The 18,913-nt window shown below is 68.4% G+C and carries 21 protein-coding genes; 17 read left to right on the top strand and 4 right to left on the bottom strand.

The window, feature by feature from the left end; all coding sequences use genetic code 11:
* Positions 1 to 2,391 carry a prolyl oligopeptidase family serine peptidase gene (locus RSD66_RS12540; protein WP_017504261.1) on the top strand — a complete coding sequence of 797 codons (2,391 nt, stop codon included), beginning with the start codon at positions 1 to 3 and terminating at the stop codon, positions 2,389 to 2,391.
* Here the strand turns inward: RSD66_RS12540 and RSD66_RS12545 are convergent.
* The 4 genes from RSD66_RS12545 to RSD66_RS12560 all read right to left on the bottom strand — a co-directional run bounded on the left by RSD66_RS12545 (position 2,324) and on the right by RSD66_RS12560 (position 5,776).
* Positions 2,324 to 4,039: an asparagine synthase-related protein gene (locus RSD66_RS12545; RefSeq protein ID WP_017504262.1), complete on the bottom strand. Its 1,716-nt coding sequence runs from the start codon at positions 4,037 to 4,039 to the stop codon at positions 2,324 to 2,326. The genes RSD66_RS12540 and RSD66_RS12545 overlap by 68 nt on opposite strands.
* 2 nt (positions 4,040 to 4,041) lie before the next feature.
* Positions 4,042 to 4,707 (bottom strand): lasso peptide biosynthesis B2 protein, encoded by a 666-nt coding sequence (locus tag RSD66_RS12550; RefSeq protein WP_017504263.1) that lies wholly within the window; start codon positions 4,705 to 4,707, stop codon positions 4,042 to 4,044.
* Between the two features lie 303 nt (positions 4,708 to 5,010).
* Positions 5,011 to 5,139 (bottom strand): hypothetical protein, encoded by a 129-nt coding sequence (locus RSD66_RS12555; protein WP_280513210.1) that lies wholly within the window; start codon positions 5,137 to 5,139, stop codon positions 5,011 to 5,013.
* Between the two features lie 70 nt (positions 5,140 to 5,209).
* Complete coding sequence (locus RSD66_RS12560) at positions 5,210 to 5,776, bottom strand: GntR family transcriptional regulator (RefSeq protein ID WP_017504266.1); 567 nt, start codon at positions 5,774 to 5,776, stop codon at positions 5,210 to 5,212.
* 241 nt (positions 5,777 to 6,017) lie between these two features.
* Between RSD66_RS12560 and RSD66_RS12565 the strand changes: the two genes are divergently transcribed.
* The 16 genes from RSD66_RS12565 (at position 6,018) to RSD66_RS12640 (ending at position 18,896) form a co-directional block, all read left to right on the top strand.
* Positions 6,018 to 6,509, top strand: coding sequence for an XRE family transcriptional regulator (locus tag RSD66_RS12565; RefSeq protein WP_415288041.1), 492 nt, complete (start codon positions 6,018 to 6,020; stop codon positions 6,507 to 6,509).
* 115 nt (positions 6,510 to 6,624) lie between these two features.
* On the top strand, positions 6,625 to 6,897 hold the full coding sequence (locus tag RSD66_RS12570; RefSeq protein ID WP_336989451.1) for a helix-turn-helix transcriptional regulator: 273 nt from the start codon (positions 6,625 to 6,627) through the stop codon (positions 6,895 to 6,897).
* 23 nt (positions 6,898 to 6,920) lie between these two features.
* Positions 6,921 to 7,541, top strand: a complete 621-nt coding sequence (locus RSD66_RS12575) for a lytic transglycosylase domain-containing protein (protein WP_017504268.1) — start codon at positions 6,921 to 6,923, stop codon at positions 7,539 to 7,541.
* Between the two features lie 5 nt (positions 7,542 to 7,546).
* Entirely contained in the window at positions 7,547 to 7,858 is a 312-nt protein-coding gene (locus RSD66_RS12580) for a TrbC/VirB2 family protein (protein ID WP_017504269.1), read from the top strand.
* 174 nt (positions 7,859 to 8,032) lie between these two features.
* Positions 8,033 to 8,368 (top strand): type IV secretion system protein VirB3, encoded by a 336-nt coding sequence (locus RSD66_RS12585; protein ID WP_017504271.1) that lies wholly within the window; start codon positions 8,033 to 8,035, stop codon positions 8,366 to 8,368.
* The gene (locus RSD66_RS12590; RefSeq protein WP_017504272.1) at positions 8,361 to 10,736 is read left to right on the top strand and encodes a VirB4 family type IV secretion/conjugal transfer ATPase; all 2,376 of its coding nucleotides are present in this window, start codon (positions 8,361 to 8,363) and stop codon (positions 10,734 to 10,736) included. The genes RSD66_RS12585 and RSD66_RS12590 overlap by 8 nt, the downstream gene beginning before the upstream one ends.
* The gene (locus tag RSD66_RS12595; RefSeq protein WP_017504273.1) at positions 10,733 to 11,461 is read left to right on the top strand and encodes a type IV secretion system protein; all 729 of its coding nucleotides are present in this window, start codon (positions 10,733 to 10,735) and stop codon (positions 11,459 to 11,461) included. Before RSD66_RS12590 ends, RSD66_RS12595 begins: the two co-directional genes overlap by 4 nt.
* On the top strand, positions 11,458 to 11,682 hold the full coding sequence (locus RSD66_RS12600; RefSeq protein ID WP_017504274.1) for a hypothetical protein: 225 nt from the start codon (positions 11,458 to 11,460) through the stop codon (positions 11,680 to 11,682). Before RSD66_RS12595 ends, RSD66_RS12600 begins: the two co-directional genes overlap by 4 nt.
* Before the next feature lie 2 nt (positions 11,683 to 11,684).
* On the top strand, positions 11,685 to 12,605 hold the full coding sequence (locus tag RSD66_RS12605; RefSeq protein WP_017504275.1) for a type IV secretion system protein: 921 nt from the start codon (positions 11,685 to 11,687) through the stop codon (positions 12,603 to 12,605).
* A 1-nt stretch (position 12,606) separates the two neighbouring features.
* Positions 12,607 to 12,813 (top strand): hypothetical protein, encoded by a 207-nt coding sequence (locus RSD66_RS12610; protein WP_017504276.1) that lies wholly within the window; start codon positions 12,607 to 12,609, stop codon positions 12,811 to 12,813.
* On the top strand, positions 12,810 to 13,493 hold the full coding sequence (locus RSD66_RS12615) for a VirB8/TrbF family protein (protein WP_017504277.1): 684 nt from the start codon (positions 12,810 to 12,812) through the stop codon (positions 13,491 to 13,493). The genes RSD66_RS12610 and RSD66_RS12615 overlap by 4 nt, the downstream gene beginning before the upstream one ends.
* Positions 13,490 to 14,311 (top strand): TrbG/VirB9 family P-type conjugative transfer protein, encoded by an 822-nt coding sequence (locus tag RSD66_RS12620; RefSeq protein WP_017504278.1) that lies wholly within the window; start codon positions 13,490 to 13,492, stop codon positions 14,309 to 14,311. Before RSD66_RS12615 ends, RSD66_RS12620 begins: the two co-directional genes overlap by 4 nt.
* The gene (virB10, locus tag RSD66_RS12625) at positions 14,308 to 15,438 is read left to right on the top strand and encodes a type IV secretion system protein VirB10 (protein ID WP_155965850.1); all 1,131 of its coding nucleotides are present in this window, start codon (positions 14,308 to 14,310) and stop codon (positions 15,436 to 15,438) included. Before RSD66_RS12620 ends, virB10 begins: the two co-directional genes overlap by 4 nt.
* Complete coding sequence (virB11, locus tag RSD66_RS12630) at positions 15,438 to 16,442, top strand: P-type DNA transfer ATPase VirB11 (protein ID WP_017504280.1); 1,005 nt, start codon at positions 15,438 to 15,440, stop codon at positions 16,440 to 16,442. Before virB10 ends, virB11 begins: the two co-directional genes overlap by 1 nt.
* Positions 16,408 to 18,258, top strand: a complete 1,851-nt coding sequence (locus RSD66_RS12635; protein WP_017504281.1) for a type IV secretory system conjugative DNA transfer family protein — start codon at positions 16,408 to 16,410, stop codon at positions 18,256 to 18,258. Before virB11 ends, RSD66_RS12635 begins: the two co-directional genes overlap by 35 nt.
* Positions 18,255 to 18,896 carry an LPD7 domain-containing protein gene (locus tag RSD66_RS12640; protein ID WP_017504282.1) on the top strand — a complete coding sequence of 214 codons (642 nt, stop codon included), beginning with the start codon at positions 18,255 to 18,257 and terminating at the stop codon, positions 18,894 to 18,896. The genes RSD66_RS12635 and RSD66_RS12640 overlap by 4 nt, the downstream gene beginning before the upstream one ends.
* Positions 18,897 to 18,913 lie beyond the last annotated feature (17 nt).

Genomic DNA, 18,913 nt, shown 5'->3' on the forward strand with positions numbered 1-18,913 from the left:
ATGCGCATCACTGTGTTGTGCGCGCTCGGCGCGCTCGTGCTCGCATGCCCATCGCGCGCTGATACGGAGCCCCTCACCCTCGACACGCTGCTCGGCCTGGAGACTTTCGGACGGATAGAGATCGATCCCTCGGGCTCTGTCGCCGTCTTCGAGGAGCGGCGCGCGCGTGGAAATCTTCCGCAGTATGATCTGCAGCCCGAAGGCTTTCTCCGGTACGCAAATCTTTACCGCCTTGACCTCGACGGACCCTCCGGAATCAAGCCGCTGCTGCCGATGGAAGAGGACGCGGGCTACACCATGGGGCCCTTCTCGCCCGACGGCTCTCAGCTCGTCGTGTATCGTCTCCAGGGGCACGTGTTCCGGCTCGGCATCGTCGATCTGAGGACCGGAGTCGTCGCCTGGAGCGACCTCTCTCCCGAGAGCGGCGCCTGGGGGCGCTCCGTGCAGTGGATCTCGGACAACGAGCTGCTGGTGCTCGGTATGCCTGACGGCGATCTGCCGCCGCGCCTGGCGATCCAGATCGTCACCCAGACCCGCCTCCCCGATCTCTGGGCCCGGGCCGCACGGGGTCAGTCGGCCTTCGTGTCCGCCGGCCACGGGGCGCCCGAGGAAATCCGCGAGTCCCGCACCCTCTGGCGCGTGAATGCCGATACGGGCGCCGCCACGGTCCTGACCGACGGCGACTTCCTTGACTTCGAAGCCTCCCCGGACGGGAGCCATGTCGCCGTGCTCAAGGACGGCCCTCTGGCCGCTCCCCCGGGCCTGGACGCCTCGACCGAGTTTCGCCGGGCGCGGTCGTTGCGTCTGGTGAACACGCGGACGGGTTCGTGGGTAGACCCGCCCGAGGCCGTGGACATCTCCACCAGCCTTCTCGGCTGGTCACCGGATTCCTCGGCGTTACTGGTGAGCGTCGTCGGTGCCGATCCTGCCCGTCTCCTCTCGATCTCGCCGACTGGCCAGGTTCAGGATCGAACTCCGACCGGCGTGTCGCCGGACAAAGAGCCCGACGTCTTCGGAAGCCCGACGGCACACGCGGCCTGGCTTGGCGGCGAAGTCGTCGTTCGCGGCGCCCGCGACGGGCAAATGGCATGGTGGTCCGGACGCGGGACCGAGGTCGTCGCTGTGAACAGCCTGAGCAACACAGCGCGCGTGGTCGCTCGTGGACGACAGTCCGCACTTTTCGAGGATCGAGGGCGCGTCCTTCGCCTCAGCTCCGACCTGTCGTCCGAGGATCTCGGCCAGACCGGCAGGACCTCACGCTCTCTCGGCATCTTCGGGTACAGACGCCAGACCGACCCGATGGGCGAGAGTGCGACGGAGGTGGTGGGAGACGGCGGCCGGTTGTGCCGGGTCTTCGCCGATGTCCAGGCCCAGCCGCCGGCATGCGTGGCTGCGAGACCCGGCGCCAGCGTCAGTTGGGAGCGCAGGGTCAGCGTCGGGATCGGAAGCGAAGGTCGTCAGCTCAACCAGCTCGAGGTCCGCAGTGACGCGGGTTCCGAGGTCGTAAGGCGTCTCAATCCGGAGCTCGACACGGTCTTTGTTCCGGAGGCCCGCCTGATCACAGGTCCAGACGGCGCCCGGGGCTGGCTGTTCCTGCCCGAGGCCAACTCCGGTCAACCGCCACCGGTGATCGTCATTCCCTACCCCGGAGCGACCTATCCCACCGCGCCGGTAAAGATGCGCCCGGAGATGGTGCAGATGACGCAGAACGGGGGGCTGCTTGTCGCAGCGGGCTATGCGGTCATCTACCCCGATCTACCGACGAACGCCGAGCCGTCGGTTGGCATAGCGGACAGGATTCTGGCCGTTGTCGACGCCGCCGCCGCCGACGGTTCGATCGATGCCCGTCGGATCGGACTCTGGGGTCATAGTTTCGGAGGTTGGTCGGTCATGATGAGCGCCGCCCAATCGCCCCGTTTCAGCGCAGTCGTAGCCCTCAACGGGCCCTACAATCTGCAACTGTCTCTCGCCGACATGGCCCAGAGCCAGCGCATCCTCGGCGGAAACACCATCGACGCCGTAAGTGGCGCGCGATGGCTCGAAACCGGGCAAGCAGGGATGCTCAGACCGTATTGGACTGATCCCGAGCGATATCGGCGAGGCAGCCCCTTCGAGCAAGCCGACCGGATCAGGACCCCGATCCTTCTTTTCCACGGCGAGCTGGACTTCCTCGGGTTTCACACCGAGCAGATGTACGCCGCACTCGTTCGTCTCCACCGACCGGTCGCGTTGACCTATCTGTTCGGCGAGGACCACAGCGTTCACAACCCGGGTAACGCCCGAGTCTACTACGATCAGCTGACGGCCTGGTTCGACCAGTATCTCAGGCCCGACGAGAGGCGATCCGGGCCTTCCACCGCCGAAGCCAGGCTTCGGTCAGCGCCAGGGTGAGCAATCGGGAGAAGCCACCCCGCCAGACCAGGGCCTCGCGGGTCATTTCGTCCGCGAGACCCTGAGGCAGGAGCTCCGCTGCGGCCAGTTCCCCTTCGAGGAGATAGTCTCGAAGGAAATCGAGCTTGCCGGCGACGGCTTCACCGTAGAACGCGCCCAGCTCTCCCTTGGAACGTCGATGGAAGATGGCGGCAGGGATGGCGTCGGCATAGGCGGCCCGCGCCGCAAAGCGGTCGCGTCCCCCCCACGTCAAATCGACGGAGGACCAGGCGAGCCCCGCTTCCACAACAGGCTGGCTGAGAAGCGGGTTCACGCAGGGCCCATTTCGACTCCGAACCGCGTGCCCCTGGAAGGCCTGGGAATTCACCAGTCCAAGAATCTGCATCACCTTCCCTGGAGGAACGCCCTTGAGCGCTTCGAGCCAGGGATGCCGCCGCTCACGCAACGCAAGGGAATGAGCGCGTCGCGTCTGCAACCAGGTTCTGGGCCAGAGCGACTGACCGGTCCATCGCGCAGCATCATGGAGAACCTGTGCCCGCGCGCGCATGCGCCGTTCCAGCACCTCGTCGAAGGCGATCAGGAACGTCGGCATCTGGAAGAACACCACGTCACCGCCCTGGCCGGTCAAAGAGCCCCAGGCGCCCGAACTTTCCACACGCCCCGCGATGTCGTCATTGTAGTCGGTATCGATATCGTTGGTTGCTGGCCGAAAGGCGTCTGTTGATCGAGCCAGACGCGCTGGAGACAGGGTCAGGCCGCTGCGCCTCACTTCCGTCAGGTCGTATCCGTGCCGTTCCACGACGGGCCGCGCGAACGCCCGCTCGTCGCCTTCCGGATCGCCAACGTAGTGATTGACCCATTGGGCGACGCGGGCACGCTGTTGATCCGTGAGCGCGCCGGCCACGATCGCCGAATCCAGACCTCCGCTGACCTCAGCGATCCACACCCGCTCTCCGGCCAGTGCCTGGACCGTCCGATCGACCACTTCACGGAGGTCAGGTCGCGCCTTCTCCCTGGCGTTCCGATAGATGTCCGCGGGGCTCCAGATTTGCCGGGACGCGACGCCGTCCCGGCCAGCGACCGTGAGGCCGCCTGCCGCGACCGGTGTGAGTCCGGACAACGCCAGTTCGTGGCGATAGCCGCCACCTCTTGCGAGCAGCCCCCGCATCGATTGCCAATCGATGGCGAGCTCATCGGGCAGCAGGCCGTCCAGGGCGGGCGGCGCGGTCGGCGCCACGACGCTCACACCGCCCTTGCGCCACACTACGGCCTCGACGGCTCCAGAGGGGTCTCGCAGAATCGCCGCGCCACCGGGGGTCCGCCGGATCAGGACGTAGCGTCCCCAGTGGGCGGACACGACTGTCGCTGCTTGCTTCGCGTCGAGCACACGGCAGGCCAGCACGCCGCGTTCGGCCGCCGATAACGGACAACCAGTCTGGTCGAACATCTCTCCGATCACGGCGCCGTGGCCGTCGAGAGCGGCTACGATCTCGACCCGGGATGTCGCGGGCGCGTAGACGGCGATGAAGGGGTGAAAGACGCGGCGACTCCAGCCGGCTCCGGCGAGGCGTCGAGCCACCTTCTGGCTCAGCGCCTCCAGCGCCGCCGCATCGTCTCCCATCAGAACGACGTAGGCATCCGCGCTCATGGTCACATCACCATGATCGGCCGGTAGATGTTCAACGTGTCCGGGGCCTGGCTGACGCAATGGTCCCCCACTTGGAGCCAGCAGTGCGCGAGGAACGGCCACAGCCGCACGCCGAAGACCCAGTCGGCGTCGAGGTCGGCGGCGTTCAGGAACCGGAGCAGGAGCTCGGCCTGGAACAGACAGGCGCCGACGACCGGCCCATAAGGAAGCATCTGGCGAAACACGCCGACCCTCGCCGCGATTGCAGCCAGGTCGTCACGACGTCCGCCACGTCCGGAGACATTCTGCGACAGCGCCTGCAGGGTTGGCTTGCGCCGTGCCGTATCGGCCCAGAGCAGCGCGAACGTCGCCATGTCTGCGGTGGAAGGCTTTCCGGCCTCGACATCCGGGAGACGATGCAGCGGGATCGGCGGCGGTGAGCGGCGAGGACCCGCTGGCCCATCCGCGTGGAGCAGCTCGTTCGCCGCCAGATCGAGCATGAGATCCATCGGGGCCAGCAATGATCCGCCGTCTACCTGGACCTGGCTGCAATCCGGAACCAGCAGATAGCCGTCCGTCGAGAGATCCAGCAGAACGAGATCGGAGCCCGCCTTGGCGGCATACACCGTGTCGGCGAGTCGGCCGCACTCGAGATGGTCTCCGAACGAGGGCGAGACGGCGGGCTGCATGAAGGTCCTTAGAGCTGAATGCGGTTGTCGCTTGGCTTTCCTGGGGCGGCAGATCGGGCCGTCAGCTGTGACGGCCCGTCCGTCTTCAGCCGACCGGCATATCCCACTTGAGGTGGGAGTTGAGCTCGACGAGCTCGCCGTCCATGGCAGCGCGGGTCAGGCATCGCGCCTGACCCAACCGCAGGACTCGGGTGGTGGCTTTCATCACCATTCTCCGTTTCGTCGTGATGCCCCTAGACGAACGACGCCACGGTCGGGACATCCCGGGCGTGTGGGCCGCCCCTGTGGGGGCGGCCCATTCGGTCAGGCGCCGACAGTGATGTCGTAGCGCTCGGCCGGGTTCAGCTCGATGAACTCGCCGAGGACGCCGGCCCGGGTGAGCTTGCGGGCGGCGCCCAGGCGAACGAGGCGCGAGATGCTCTTGGTGGTCATGGTCGTCTCCTCTTTCTGAAGGTCGACAGAAGGTCGACGACGCACCATCAGCACCCGGGTTCAAATCGATTCAAACGATATTGCGGATGTATTCGGCGCCGTCTGGATCAAGCCGCCTGACCCGCGCGGCCAGGCCGCCGGCGGCGGTCCGCCACCGCGCGTAGTAGGCGTTCAGGTGGTCCAGATCCGATCCTTCCGAAGGACATGTCGACCCATTCAGACGGCGGAGTGGGGCGAGCCGACGCCTGACCCGTAACAGGCTCTCGACCAGGGGCTGGTTGTCGCAGTGTTCCACCAATGTGACGATCCAGGCCTCTACCGCTTCGTCGGAGCCATCATCCAGCGGCGGCACGTTCATCGAACAGGTCGCTGCCAGCCGGACGTGGGCGGCCTCGAGGTCCAGCAATCCCACGATGTCTTCGACCGGCGCGGATCGCGTAAAGTAACCCAGCCCCCGCCGGTCTTCGACGAGACCTTCGCCGCAGAGCCGGGACAGAGCCTCCCGAACGGGACTGGTGCTGAGCTTCAGCGATGCGGCGATATCCGCTACTGACAGGTGCTGGCCCGGCGCGAGCCCCTGCTCGAGCGCCCTCCGCAGACTAGCCGTCGCGTCGCCGAAGGGATCACGCTGTCTCACGGGCCATCCCCGCAAGAAACCGCCTTCGCCCGTAGTTCATCGACCCTCCATCTGCGGGGCGCGCACGCGGCGAGGTAGCGTCTATACTCACATCCGCAAGAAACTTGCGCCATAACCGCAGCTTTTATGCTGTTGATCTTAATAGGCTTTCATTTGACGCAAGCCTGAGGCATTTTTCAACCTGCAGAGGTGACGGGAGTGTTGGTTGCGTGATGTCGATGGCGGGGCGGTGAACCGGAACATGGACAATCGGCAGACCCAGTCATCCAACGCGGTGCTCTCCTCCAGCCTGCGCCTCATCCGGTCTCACCGGCGGATGCGCACGGTCGACGTGGCCGCCGGGATGAACATGGCCCTCCGCTCCTACGAACATTTCGAGTCCGGGGCCGGACGCATCAACCTGGAGCGGATCCACCGGTTCGCCGAGGTCACGAACAGCGATCCGCATGCGATCCTGGCGGCTTTGGCGCTCGGCTCTCCGGCCTTCGCTCTGCGGTGCGCCGACAACAAATTGGCGACCATCATCGCCGTCGTGCTTCAGGAATTCGACGAAGAGGCTGGTGACGCCATCATCGATCTCGACGCGCGAACGATCATCAACGCCTTCACCAAGACGCTGAAGGATCTCGCCGACCAGTCCGTCAGCAAGGATGCAGAGGCGGAGGCCTGGCTGGAGCAGCGCCGGGGCCGACTGAGGACGCCGGCGCGTCAGGACGGAAACGGCGAGAGCTGAACCCCACCGCAGATTCACGCCGGGGACCTTCCGTCTCGACGGTGCGGAGCGCTCGGGGCTCAATGGTGATGTGCGCCCCGAAACGTCCCATACTCCGACCAGCGCGACCGCGTGCGTGGACGACCTCACGTCGCGCCAGCGCGAATGTCTGACCCTGGCGGCGGAGGGCCTGACTTCCGCCGCGATCGGCGACCGTCTCGGGGTCTCACCACGAACAGTTGATGAGCACCTGACGTCGGCGTGCGTGGTTCTGGGGGTCCGAACCCGAATACAGGCCGTCGCGAAACTGGTCAGGAGCGAACGGCCTGCGGAGGGGCGCAGCTTCCGCCCGGAAATTTCCGGCGGGAAGGTCGCGGGTCGTTTGCGGAAAATGGATCGGGTGAGGTGATCGGCGTTCGCTAGGAGCCCTCCATGCTCGATCTCGTCGCGGTTCTCGCCCTCTCCCAGGCCTGTGCGCCATCTGTCGCACCGGAGACCCTGGCGGCGATCGCACACGTCGAGAGTCGCTTCGATCCGTTGGCGATCGGAGTCAATCGGGGCGGCCGTCGTCCCCCTCCCGCCCGCGATGCCGCCGACGCCGCGCGGATGGCGAGGAGTCTGCTGGCGACTGGCGCGAACCTCGACCTCGGCCTCGCCCAGATCAACAGCAGCAATCTGACCTGGCTCGGACTGACCGTGGAACAGGCCTTCGACCCCTGCCGCAATCTGGCGGCGGCCGCGACCGTCCTGCGCGCCGGCTATCAGCTGTCCGGCCCGACAGCCGAGGACGCGCAGACAGCGCTGCGCGTCGCCCTGTCCCGCTACAACACGGGGGACGCGTCGAGGGGATTCCGCAACGGCTACGTCGGCCGTGTGGAGAACGCCGCGGTCACGCTCCGGCTGTCTGCCCCGCCATCCTCGGCGCTCCCCACGATGCCCATCACCCCGACGCCGCTTCAGCCGTCCCCGCCTCCAACGCCCGCCCCCGCCTGGGACGTCTTCGGTCGGCCGGAGTCGAAGCTGATCGTCTTTTCAACCTTCCCCGAACGGTGACCCCGATGCTTTCAATCGCGCCTTCGCGCCGCCCCACCCGTCATCTCGGCGCCCTGTTCTGTATCGCTTTGGCCGCGACCGCCCTGACGGCCCAGCCTGCCTTGGCGTCCGCGAACGTCGAGGGACTGCTGCAGAACGTGGTCGACATGCTCACGGGCAATACCGCGCGGCTTCTTGCGGTGCTGGCTGTCGTGGTCGTCGGCATCCTCTGGATGTTCGGCCTGTTCGACCTGCGACGGGCAGCCATCGTGGTGCTCGGCATCGTGGTGGTCTTCGGGGCGGCCGAAATCGTCAACCTGATCACCGGGGGCTCGTGATGCCCTTTCCCGGATCCGTCCTGCTGATCGGCGCGACCGCCGGCCTCCTGTCGCTCTGTCTCGCCCAGGGCCTCGGTCTGATCTCCCCGAAGAGGTTCGCCCAGCTCGCGGGCGGGGGTGCCGGCGGGATCGCGCTGGTTTGCGCCGGCGTCTGGCTCATCGACGGAGGCGGACATGGGTGAGGAACGCCTGACCGAGGATCCGCTGTTCCTGGCCTGCACCCGCCCGGCCATGATCATGGGGGTGCCGATGGAGGCGATGGGCGTCAACGTCATCCTCTCGGGCGTCGTCTTCCTCGTGGGAGGCAGCCTGCTTTACCTGCTCGTCGCCCCGGCCCTTCACCTGGTCTTTCGTGCGATCTGCCGCGCCGACCACAACGCCTTCCGTCTGCTCTTCGTCTACGTCGACACCAAGGGCCGCTGCCGCAACGGCGCGCTGTGGGGCGGCAGTTCCGTCTCGCCCCTGCCCGTGGTGCGTCGCTACGTCGTCGAGGAGCTCCGCCGTGGCTGACGGCGCCGCCTCCCCGTCGCGCCTGCGTCGCGAGACCGAGGTTCGGTCCCACCTCCCCTACGCACGCCATGTGAACGACCACATCGTCGCCCTCGACAGCGGCGCGCTCATGATGGTCTTCCAGGTCGCGGGCGCGAGCTTCGAAACGGCCGATGTTCGCGACCTCAACGACTGGCACGTCAAGCTCAACCAGGCCTGGCGCAACCTCGCCGACGACCGGCTGGCGGTCTGGCATCATGTCGTCCGCCGCGAAGTCGCTCCATCGTCGTGTGACGGCTACCGGTCGGACTTCGCCGCCGGCCTGGCTGCGGACTACGACGCCCAGATGTCCGGCCGCCGCCTCTGGGTGAACGAGCTGTTCGTCACACTGGTGCTGCATCCCGGCCGGGATGCGGGCGATCGCGCCGCCGCCCTGATGCGCCGCCTGCGCCAGGCGCGTCGCGACGACGGCGAGGTGATGGTCGCGCAGGTCCGGCGGCTTGAGGAGGCCGGCCGTGACCTCACCCAGTATCTGGAGCGCTACGACCCGCGCCGCCTCGGCCTGTTTGAACGGGACGGTCTCTGGTTTTCGGAACCGCTCGAGGTCATGGGCCTGATCCTGACCGGACGGCGCTCGCCCGCGCCCCTCGTCTACGGGCACCTCGGCGCGGCCGCCTATTCCGTGAGAGCGATCTTCGGCCGTGAGACCCTGGAGCTGCGCGGGGCGTCCGGGGAGCGTTTCGGCGGCGTCCTCGCGATCAAGGAGTATCCGGCGACGACGCGTCCAGGCCTCTGGGACGGGCTGCTCAACGCCCGCTTCGGCTTCGTGATGTCCCAGTCGTTCGCCTTCCTGTCGAAGGCCTCCGCCCGTGCGGTGATGGAGCGCAAGCAGAACCAAATGGTCTCGGCCCGTGACAAGGCCGGATCCCAGATCGTCGGCCTGTCGGACGCCCTGGACGATCTGGTGAGCAACCGGTTCGTGATGGGCGAGCATCAGGCGTCGGTGCTGGTTCACGGCGACACCCCCGCGGCCCTGGCGGACCATCTGTCGAAGGCGCGCGCCATACTGGCCGATTCCGGACTGGTGGTGGCGCGCGAGGACCTGGGGCTTGAGGCGGCGTTCTGGTCTCAGTTCCCGGGGGTCTTCTCGCGGCGAACCCGGCCGGCGGCGATCACCTCGCGCAATTTCGCGGCGTTGGCGCCCCTGCACGCCTATCCCGTCGGCAAGGCGGACGGCAATCACTGGGGTCCGGCGGTCGCGCTTCTGCGAACGACGGCGGGCTCGCCGTTCCACTTCAACTTCCACGTCGGCGACCTGGGCCACACCTTCATCTGCGGCCCGTCGGGATCCGGCAAGACCGTCGTCCAGAACTTCATGCTGGCTCAGCTGGAACGCTTCGGCGCCCAGCAGATCTTCATCGACAAGGATCGCGGCGCCGAGATCTTCGTGCGGGCCAGCGGCGGAACCTACCTCGCCCTGCGCAACGGAGAGCCGACGGGTTTCGCGCCCTTCAAGGCGCTGTCTCCCTCACCCGCCAACCGCGCCTTCCTCGTCCGATTGGTTCGGACGCTGGTCGCCCGCGGCGACGACAGCCTCTCGGTCGCCCAGGCCCGGGCGATCGACGAGGGCGTTTCGGCGCTCGAGGCCCTGCCGCGCGAGCGGCGCTCCATCGCCGCCCTCCGCAGCCTATTGGGCCAGGCCGACGCCGGCGGGATCGGCGCGCGGCTGGAGCGCTGGCAGAAGGGCGGTCCACTCGGCTGGGTGCTCGACAACGACGAGGACGCGCTCCGTCTGGACGCTCGCTTCGCCGGTTTCGACATGACCCACGTTCTGGATCACGACGAGGTCCGGACCCCGGCGATGCTCTATCTGTTCCATCGCATCACCGAGCGTGTCGATGGTCAACGGTTGGTCCTCGATATCGACGAGTTCTGGAAGGTTCTGGGCGACCCGGCTTTCACCGATCTGGCCCAGGACGGTCTGAAGACCTGGCGAAAGCAGAACGCCTTCATGGTGTTCGGCACCCAGTCGCCGGCCGATGTCCTTCGCTCGCCGATCGCCCACGCCATCCTGGAGCAGTGCGCCACCCAGATCTTCCTGCCGAACGCCCACGGGCAGGCGCGGGACTATGTCGACGGCTTCGGCCTGACGCAGGAGGAGTTCCGCCTCGTGCGCGAGGAGCTTACGCCGGAGTCCCACCGCTTTCTGGTCAAGCAGGGCCACGACAGCGTGGTGGTGGAGCTCGATCTCGGCGGCATGGACGACGCCCTGGCGATCCTGTCCGGTCGCGCCTCCACGGTCGCCCTTCTGGACCGCATCCGCGCCGAGGTCGGCGACGACTACGCGCACTGGCGCGCCCCCTTCCATGCCCAAAGGAGAACGTCATGACCCTTCGTCATCTGGCGTCGGCCGCCTTGGCCGGCGCCCTGCTGCTCGCCGCCCCCGCCGCCCAGGCCCAGTATGTCGTGCACGATCCTCGCGCCCTGGTGCAGATGATCGAGGACGCCCGCACCAGCCTGCAGCAGTTGCAGGCCCTGCAGGCGCAGATCGAGGAACAACGCGCCCTCTTCGACAGCCTGAACGATCTGTCCGACGTCAACGGCCTGGCTCAGGCTCTGGGCCTGCCCGAGGTGCGCAATCCGATGCCGGATGCGCGCTCACTGCGCGCCGCCGCCGAAGGCGACCTGTCGGCTCTGGGGGCCCTGGCCGACCGGGCCGATGCGATCCGTCGCGAAACACGGCTGTTCACGCCGTCTGCCGGCGAGCTGTCCGAGGCCGATGCCTATTACCGCGACAGCCTGGAGCGGGCCGGCGCGCGCACGGCCCGTGATCTGGCCATCGGAGAGGCCGTCGGCGAAGCGTCCGACCGCCGACTGGAGGGGCTGGAGACGCTGCGCCGCGCCCTGGACACCGCACCCAATGCGCGGGCGGTGATGGACCTGGAAGCCCGCCTCGCCGCCGAACAGGCGCTGATCCAGAACGAGCAGTTGCGCCTTCAGGGCCTGGCCGTCACCCAGGCCGCAGAAGCGCGGCTGGAGGAGCAGAGAAGCCGCGAACGCGCCGAGGCCGCGCGGGCCGCGCGTCAGGCGACCTACGAACGGACCTTCCGGTGAGGCTCGGGTGTCTTCTCGGCGTTCTGGCCCTGGCGGCCTGTTCGCCCCCGGAGCGGGACGCCGCGGCCTTCGCGGCGGAGCCTGAGACGGCTCTCCGGGTGGTCGCCGACTGCGACGCCGGCGCCCGCAGGTCCGACTGCGCGGCGGCGCGAGAGGGGCTGGCGGACGCCCGCCGGCGCGATCGGATGGACGCCTACGCCCGGACGTTCCGCGAGCCCTGACCATGTCGTTCCGCGTCTTCGAGCCCAGCTACGACTTCATCGACGAGCGCCTCAATGTGTTCCTTGGCGAACGGTTGTCGTCGGTCATCGCCCAGGTGGACGGGCCGCTACGCGTCGCCCTGCTCCTCTATGTGGTCCTGTACGGGTACGCGATCCTGCGCGGCTCCATCACCGAGCCCATGCGGGACTTCGCGGTCCGCTCCATCAAGCTCGCCCTCCTCTATGCGCTGGCGACAACCCCCGCCTATTCCACCTTCGTCACCGGTCCGCTGTTCAGCGACATGCCGAATGCCCTGACCCGGGCGGTCAGCGGCTCGGAGACGCCGAGCGTGGGGGCCGCGTTCGACCAGTTCTTCGCCTATGCCGCCTGGCTGGGCGAGGACATTTCCCGGGACGCCTCGGCCTTCAATCCGGCCCCCTACATCGTCGCCGCCGGGGTCTTCATCATCGGGGCTCTGGCCGCCGCCCTCGGTTTCGGCGTGGTGCTGGTCGCCAAGCTGGCGCTCGCGCTTCTCGTCACCCTCGGCCCGATCTTTATCGCCTGCGCCCTGTTCGACGCGACACGCCGCTACTTCTTCGGGTGGCTGAGCCAGGCCGTGAACTATCTCGTCCTGTTCGCCCTGATCATCGTCATCTTCCAGCTCGTGCTGTCGCTGGTGCGCGACCAATGGGGCTCGATCCAGGGCTCCGATCCCATGATCGGCGGCCTGATCTTCATCGCCCTTTGCCTGCTGGGCGCGATCTTCTTCCTGCAGACGCCGGCCATCGCCGCAGGCATCGCCGGCGGCGCCAGCGCGGGCCTCGCCGACTTCGCCAATGCCGCCGCCCTCGGGTCGAGTCCTTCGGGACGCGCCAGAGGTCCGCAGGAGGCCAGCCGCCAGCCGCCGAAGGGCGGTGGAACCATCCGACCGAACGGAGCCTGACATGAGCCTTCGCCTGCTGTTGACCCTGTGCGTCCTCCTCGGCGGCTGCGCCACCGGACGGACGGAGACGCCGCCGATCTGCGACGGTCGCGAGCGGCGTCCCGCCAATCCCTACGGGTCGATCCTCGTCCCGTCGCCGTCCGCGACGCCGTCCGCGCCCCCGGTCGAACCGGTCGAAGGCGAGCCGTCGGCGGGAGGCTGCGCATGAGCGGCGTCCCTTCCGAGGAGCTGAAGCGCTATTTCACCGAGGCGCGGCGGTGGGACCAGGACCGACTGGCCAGCGCCCTGCAGTCCCGGCGATTGGCGTGGGCGGCGGCGGGCGTGGCGGCGGCGCTGGCGATCTCGGCGACCGCGGCCGTGACCTTCCTCACGCCCCTCAAGACGAGCGAACCCTTCGTCATTCGCGTCGACCGGACGACCGGATCGGTCGATGTCGTGCGCGGCCTCTCGGACGAGGACGGACCGATCCGATATGACGAGGCGGTCAGCAAATACTTCCTCGGCCAGTACGTCCGGGGTCGCGAAGGCTATCTTGACCCCGCCGCCGAAGACGCGTTCCGCCAGGTCTCGATCCTGTCCGCGCCCTCCGAGCAACGCCGCTGGGCCGACCTCTACCGCGGCTCCAATCCCGAAAGCCCCCAGAACCTCTACGGGCGCGACGGAGAGGCCGTGGTGTCGATCCGGGCGATCGGCTTCATCAATGACAGTGTGGCCAATGTGCGGTTTCGCCGGACGGTGCGGCAGGCCCAGCAGATCACCGAGAGCGACTGGATCGCCACGATCGCCTTCGCCTACACCCGGGCCCCGATGTCGGAGGCGGATCGTCTGCGCAATCCGCTCGGCTTCCAGGTGACATCCTACCGCGCCGACCCGGAGGTCATTCGATGAAAACCCCCGCGCTTGTTCTGGCCGTTGCTCTGGTGGCGACGGCGAGTCCCACCCTGGCCCAGACCGATCCGGGCGGCCGGATCCAGGAGCTGACCTATGCGCCGAACGGCGTCTATCCGATCTCCGGCGCCTTCCGCACGGCGACGCAGATCATCTTCTCGCCCGAAGAGACGATCCGACACGCCGCCATCGGCGACAGCGTGGCGTGGGAGGTCGCGGCGGAGGGGTCCGTCCTGTTCCTGAAACCACGCGAGCGCCACCAGTCCACCAATCTTCTGGTCGTCACCGAGCGGGCCGGCGTCGCCCGGCACTACGTCTTCGAACTCCTGGCTCAGGACCGGTCCGCAAGGACGGCGGCCTATCAGGTCCGCTTCCGGTATCCCGATGACGATCAGGCGCGAGCGGCCGCCGCCCTTGCCGTCTCGGCGCAGGCCGCGGAGGAACGCCTGATAGGCCTGGAGCTTCAGGCCGGCGCCATCGAGGGCCGGCGCAACCTCGCCTATTCCGTCCAAGGGGACCCCGGCCTCCAGCCAAGCGAGGTGACGGACAACGGCCGATTCACGGTGCTCCGCTTCCCCGGTAACCAGCCCGCGCCCGCCATCTTCGAGGTCGCCGGAGACGGATCCGAAAAGCTCGTGCCCTACGATGTCCGCGGCGAATTCGTGGTGATCCACGGCGTGGTCGCCGGCCTGCGCCTGCGCCACGGCGGGTCGGTCCTCTGCATCTTCAACGAGGCCTTCGATCCGCGCGGGCGCGCCACCGGGACCGGAACGGCGTCTCCGGCCGTCGATCGGACCGTGACGGGAGACCGGCCATGACCACCGCAGCCCCGCCCCCACCGACCGAGACCCCGGAGACGCCGACGACAGGACAGGACCGGGGCGTTTCACCGATCGCGGGCCGGCTCGGCGGCCGTCAGGGCCGGATGATCACCCTCGCGGCCCTCGCCGCCGGATGCGGGGTCTTTCTGTTCGCGACATGGGACCGGGGCGACGACCGCGACCGCGATCGGGCGACGGACGATACGCCCCCGCGCCAGCTGGCGCCGTTCGAGCCGGCGCGACGGGCCGAGCCGCCGATTCTGGAAACGGCGGAGACAGACCCGTTTGCGCCCACCCTTGTCGATGACGACGAGCGGATCCCCGCAATCGAACAGAGGTCTTCCGCCGGCTCGACATCTGGACCGACGCCAGGCGAGCAAAGGCGCGCGCTCGCGGATAGCGCCCAGCGGTCGCCGGTGCTCGCCTACAGCCGCCCCGGCGGCCCGGATCGAGCCGCCGCGGCCGCCGCCCCCCTGCTCGCCTCGGACCGGTCCGACCCGCCCGGTCATGAGCTCGACACCCTGAGACGGGTCAGTCCGATCGCCTCGGCCCGCGCCGGCCGTCTGCCGGATCGCAACCTTCTGATCACGGCGGGGTCCAGCGTGCCCTGTGTCCTGCAGACCGCGATGGACAGCTCGACGCCGGGCTACGTCAGCTGCCTGATCTCGCGGGACGTCTATTCGGACAACGGCGCGGTCGTGCTGTTGGAACGAGGGACCCGGGTGCTTGGCGAGTACCGCGGCGCCGTGGAGCCGGGTCGAGGCCGCCTGTTCGTTCTGTGGACCCGCGCCGTCACTCCGACCGGCGTCGCCGTCGCCCTGGCCTCGCCCGCCGCGGATTCGCTCGGGCGGGCGGGTTTCGACGGCGCCATCGACACCCGGTTCTGGGACCGGTTCGGCGGGGCGCTGCTGTTGTCGATCGTCGATGACGCCGCCTACGCGGCGGCCGGCGGCGGCCAGTCCCTTCAATCCACCGCGCGCGTGCCGTCGGACGCCGCCTCAGTCGCCCTGCAGGGCTCGGTCGGCATTCGGCCCACCCTGCGGAAGGCCCAGGGAGCGGAGGTCTCGATCTTCGTGGCTCAGGACCTCGACTTCGCGGACGTCTATCGCCTGCGGCCGAGGTGATGCGCGACACCTCCGTCATCGACCACTACCTTGCCCCGCTCCGTCCCTTCCTGGCGCCGCAGTCGGTGACCGAGGTCGTGGTCAACCGGCCGGGCGAGGTCGGGGTGGAGCATCCTGACGGCTGGCGCTGGCATGAGGTGCCCGAGCTGACGGAAACCTGGTTGCGCACCCTCGCCGTCGCGGCCGCCGCCTACACCGGGCAGGATGTCGATGCCGAGCGGCCGATCTGTTCGACGGTCCTTCCCGGCGACGCGCGGTGTCAGATCGTGCTGCCGCCGGTCGTCCCCGCCGGCGCCGTCTCCCTGACCATTCGCAAACCCTCCGGCGCGCGCATGGGTCTCGAGGACTTTCACGCCGCCGGCCTGTTCGCTGCAGCCAGGACCGTGCACGGCGGGCTCGATGAGACCGACACAGAGCTGGTCGGCCTGCGCGAGGCGGGCGACTGGGTGGGTTTCTTCCGGCTGGCGGTCGAGCGCCGCCGCAACATCCTCATCTCGGGTGCAACGGGCTCCGGCAAGACGACCTTCGCCAAGGGCCTGGTCGAACTCATTCCCGAGCATGAGCGGCTGCTGACGATCGAGGACACGCGCGAACTGGTCCTGCCTCAGCGCAATGTCGTCCATCTGCTCTATTCCAAGGACGGCCAGGGCCTGGCAAAGGTGGGCCCGAAAGCCCTTCTGGAGAGCGCGCTGCGGATGCGCCCGGACCGGATCCTGCTGCAGGAACTCCGTGACGGAACGGCCTTCTTCTTCCTGCGTAACGTCAACTCCGGCCATCCCGGATCGATCACGACGGTCCATGCCGATTCCGCCACCCTGGCCTTCGAACAGCTCACGCTGCTGGTCCGGGAGTCCGAGGGCGGTCGCGACCTGCCGCGCGACGACATCCGCACGATGCTGCACCTGATGGTCGATGTGGTGGTGCAGATGAAGAAGATCGACGGCCGGTTCCTGATGACGGAGGTCTGGCATGAGCCGCTTCGCAAGCGCCGCGCCGGCGACTAGGGCGGGCCTGATCGCGGTCGCCGTCCTGGCCGCCCTCGCCCTGTTCACGATCGGGACCCTGTCCCTCGCGCTGATCGGGCTGGGTCGCTTCTCCGGCGACATCGATCCTGCCCGGGTTCCGGGCTGGTTCCTCTACTACCGACAGGACCCCGAGGTCCGCCGTTGGCTGACGATCGGCGGCGCCGTCATGGGCCTGGTGCTTGTCGTGCTCGCGGCCGCCATAGCCCTGGGCATACGACGCCCGCTGCACGGTGCCGCACGCTGGTCGACGGCGGGTGAGCAGCGCCGGCACGGCCTGCGGGCGCGCAGCGGACTTCTGCTGGGCGAAGCGACCGGCGAGCTTCTCGTCAGCGACGGTCCCGAGCATGTGCTGCTCTACGCGCCGACCCGCACCGGCAAGGGCGTCGGGGTGGTGATCCCGAACCTGCTGGCCTGGCCGGACTCGGTTGTGGTCCTCGACATCAAGCGGGAGAATTTCAACGCCACCGCCGGCTTCCGCGCCGAAGCGGGGCAGACCGTCCACCTGTTCGACCCGCTCGCCGGCGACGGCCGAACGGCGAGGTTCAACCCGCTCGATCACATCGACCGCACAAAGCCGGTCGTCGTCCTCGATGAACTTCAGCGGATCGCGGGCATGCTGTTCCCCGCCCATAGCCATGCCGACCCCTTCTGGTCGGAAGCGGCCCGGACCGGCTTCATCGGGGTGGGCGCCTATGTGGCCACAACCCCCGATCTGCCGTTCACCCTTGGCGAGATCTACCGCCAGCTGACCGAGGGCGATCCGCGTGATCGCTTCCCCAGGCTGATCGAACAACGTCGCCTCGACGGCGATCCCCTCCCCCGAGGCGCGACGACGGCCCTGACCGATTTCTGCAGCTCCGGCGAGAACACCTTCGCCTCGATCCGTCAGTCGATCACCACCCGGATGGGCCTGTGGCTCAACCCCCTGGTGGATGCCGCGACCAGCGCCAGCGACTTCGATCTGCGGACGATCCGGAACGGCCGCCTGTCGCTCTATCTGGCAGCCTCGCCTGAGAATATGGATCGGGTCGCACCGCTCTACGCCCTCCTTTTTCAGCAACTGGTCGATCTCAACAGCCGGGACCTGCCCGCGCCAGACGCCCCCCGGACCCTGGTGCTGCTCGACGAGTTCGCCCGTCTCGGCCGCGCGCCGGTGCTGGCCCACGCCTTCGCCTGGGTCGCCGGCTACGGCCTGCGGCTGCTGCCGGTCGTGCAGAGCCCGTCCCAGCTCCGCGCCCTTTACGGCCCGGACGTGACCGAGGACATTCTGACCAACTGCGGCCTGGAGATCGTCTTCGCACCGAAGGAGTTGAAGGTGGCCCAGGAGCTGAGCGAGCGGCTCGGCTACTACACCTATCGGGCCCGCAGCCGCAGCCGTCCGATTGGCCTGGGACAGGGCCGACGCAGCCTGACCGACTCCGATCAGAAGCGGGCGCTGATGCTCCCGCAGGAGCTTATGCAGCTCTCCGGAAAGGCGCTGATCGTCCTCAAGGCGGGGCTGTCGCCGACCCGTGGACGCAAACTTGTCTTCTACCGTGACCGCCGCTTTACCGCCCGATTGCGGCCGCCGCCGGAAACCGCGCCCGCGCCGCCTCCGCCGTTGGCGGCTGTCATTCCCAAATCACCAGTGATCGAGGAGCCTGACATGGACTTCGACAGCATCGTCCGCCGCTTCGCCGCGGAAGGGCTCAGACCTCCGGCTCCGGGAGCCAGCGAAGCCGAGGTCCAGGCCTGGCTCGACCGCGTCGTGGCGGCCCCCGCCACCGCGCGCGCCCCTCTCGAGCGTAGGCCATGAGCCAGTCCGCCCCTCGGTCGGCTCCAGGCAACCGGCTGGCGCCGCAGCCCGGCGCTGCCCCGGAGCGCCGCTCGCTCGACAAGGGCGACGTGCCCGCCCAGTTGCTGGATCGCTATCTGATCGAGCGCGATCGCCAGGGCCGGCCGGAACGCTACTACCGCGACCACAAGAGCGCCGATCCCGTCTTCCGCGACCACGGCCGTGCGTTGTCATCGCTCCAGGCCTATCCGGACTCGGTCGCCTCCATGCTGCGGATCGCGCAGCACCGGGGATGGACGCACGTCAAGGTGTCGGGAGACGAGGCCTTCCGCCGCGAGGTCTGGGTCCAGGGTCGTAGCCTTGGCCTGGAGGTGGCCGGCCACAAGCCCACGGAACGCGACCGCCAGGCCGCTAACGATCAACCGGACCGCGTCGCGGGCGGGCGCCCCTCCAGGGATGCCGAAGCCAAGCCCACCACGCAGACCGTCAAACGGCGGCTGGACATGGCGGCCATCGTCGTCCGCACCCTGATCGCCGATCCGGCGGTCCAGGCGCGGCTGATGGAGCGGGCATGGTCCCGGGCAAGATCAGGAACGGAACAGACGCGCGGTCGCGATGCCGATGCGAAGCCGCGCGCGGAACGGCGGCGAGAACGCTAGGATCGTCCGATCCAGCG

The sequence above is a fragment of the Brevundimonas sp. S1H14 genome, assembly GCF_047716865.1.
GTDB lineage: Bacteria > Pseudomonadota > Alphaproteobacteria > Caulobacterales > Caulobacteraceae > Brevundimonas > Brevundimonas naejangsanensis.

What these genes read in the sequence shown, in the direction of transcription:
- RSD66_RS12620 (WP_017504278.1), top strand. Translation starts at nt 13,490, where the DNA reads ATGAAAACCCCCGCGCTTGTTCTGGCCGTTGCTCTGGTGGCGACGGCG.
- RSD66_RS12555 (WP_280513210.1), bottom strand. Translation starts at nt 5,139, where the DNA reads ATGACCACCAAGAGCATCTCGCGCCTCGTTCGCCTGGGCGCCGCCCGC.
- RSD66_RS12580 (WP_017504269.1), top strand. Translation starts at nt 7,547, where the DNA reads ATGCTTTCAATCGCGCCTTCGCGCCGCCCCACCCGTCATCTCGGCGCC.
- virB11 (WP_017504280.1), top strand. Translation starts at nt 15,438, where the DNA reads ATGCGCGACACCTCCGTCATCGACCACTACCTTGCCCCGCTCCGTCCC.
- RSD66_RS12595 (WP_017504273.1), top strand. Translation starts at nt 10,733, where the DNA reads ATGACCCTTCGTCATCTGGCGTCGGCCGCCTTGGCCGGCGCCCTGCTG.
- RSD66_RS12575 (WP_017504268.1), top strand. Translation starts at nt 6,921, where the DNA reads ATGCTCGATCTCGTCGCGGTTCTCGCCCTCTCCCAGGCCTGTGCGCCA.
- RSD66_RS12635 (WP_017504281.1), top strand. Translation starts at nt 16,408, where the DNA reads ATGAGCCGCTTCGCAAGCGCCGCGCCGGCGACTAGGGCGGGCCTGATC.
- virB10 (WP_155965850.1), top strand. Translation starts at nt 14,308, where the DNA reads ATGACCACCGCAGCCCCGCCCCCACCGACCGAGACCCCGGAGACGCCG.
- RSD66_RS12545 (WP_017504262.1), bottom strand. Translation starts at nt 4,039, where the DNA reads ATGAGCGCGGATGCCTACGTCGTTCTGATGGGAGACGATGCGGCGGCG.
- RSD66_RS12610 (WP_017504276.1), top strand. Translation starts at nt 12,607, where the DNA reads ATGAGCCTTCGCCTGCTGTTGACCCTGTGCGTCCTCCTCGGCGGCTGC.
- RSD66_RS12605 (WP_017504275.1), top strand. Translation starts at nt 11,685, where the DNA reads ATGTCGTTCCGCGTCTTCGAGCCCAGCTACGACTTCATCGACGAGCGC.
- RSD66_RS12585 (WP_017504271.1), top strand. Translation starts at nt 8,033, where the DNA reads ATGGGTGAGGAACGCCTGACCGAGGATCCGCTGTTCCTGGCCTGCACC.
- RSD66_RS12640 (WP_017504282.1), top strand. Translation starts at nt 18,255, where the DNA reads ATGAGCCAGTCCGCCCCTCGGTCGGCTCCAGGCAACCGGCTGGCGCCG.
- RSD66_RS12540 (WP_017504261.1), top strand. Translation starts at nt 1, where the DNA reads ATGCGCATCACTGTGTTGTGCGCGCTCGGCGCGCTCGTGCTCGCATGC.
- RSD66_RS12565 (WP_415288041.1), top strand. Translation starts at nt 6,018, where the DNA reads ATGGACAATCGGCAGACCCAGTCATCCAACGCGGTGCTCTCCTCCAGC.
- RSD66_RS12550 (WP_017504263.1), bottom strand. Translation starts at nt 4,707, where the DNA reads ATGCAGCCCGCCGTCTCGCCCTCGTTCGGAGACCATCTCGAGTGCGGC.
- RSD66_RS12615 (WP_017504277.1), top strand. Translation starts at nt 12,810, where the DNA reads ATGAGCGGCGTCCCTTCCGAGGAGCTGAAGCGCTATTTCACCGAGGCG.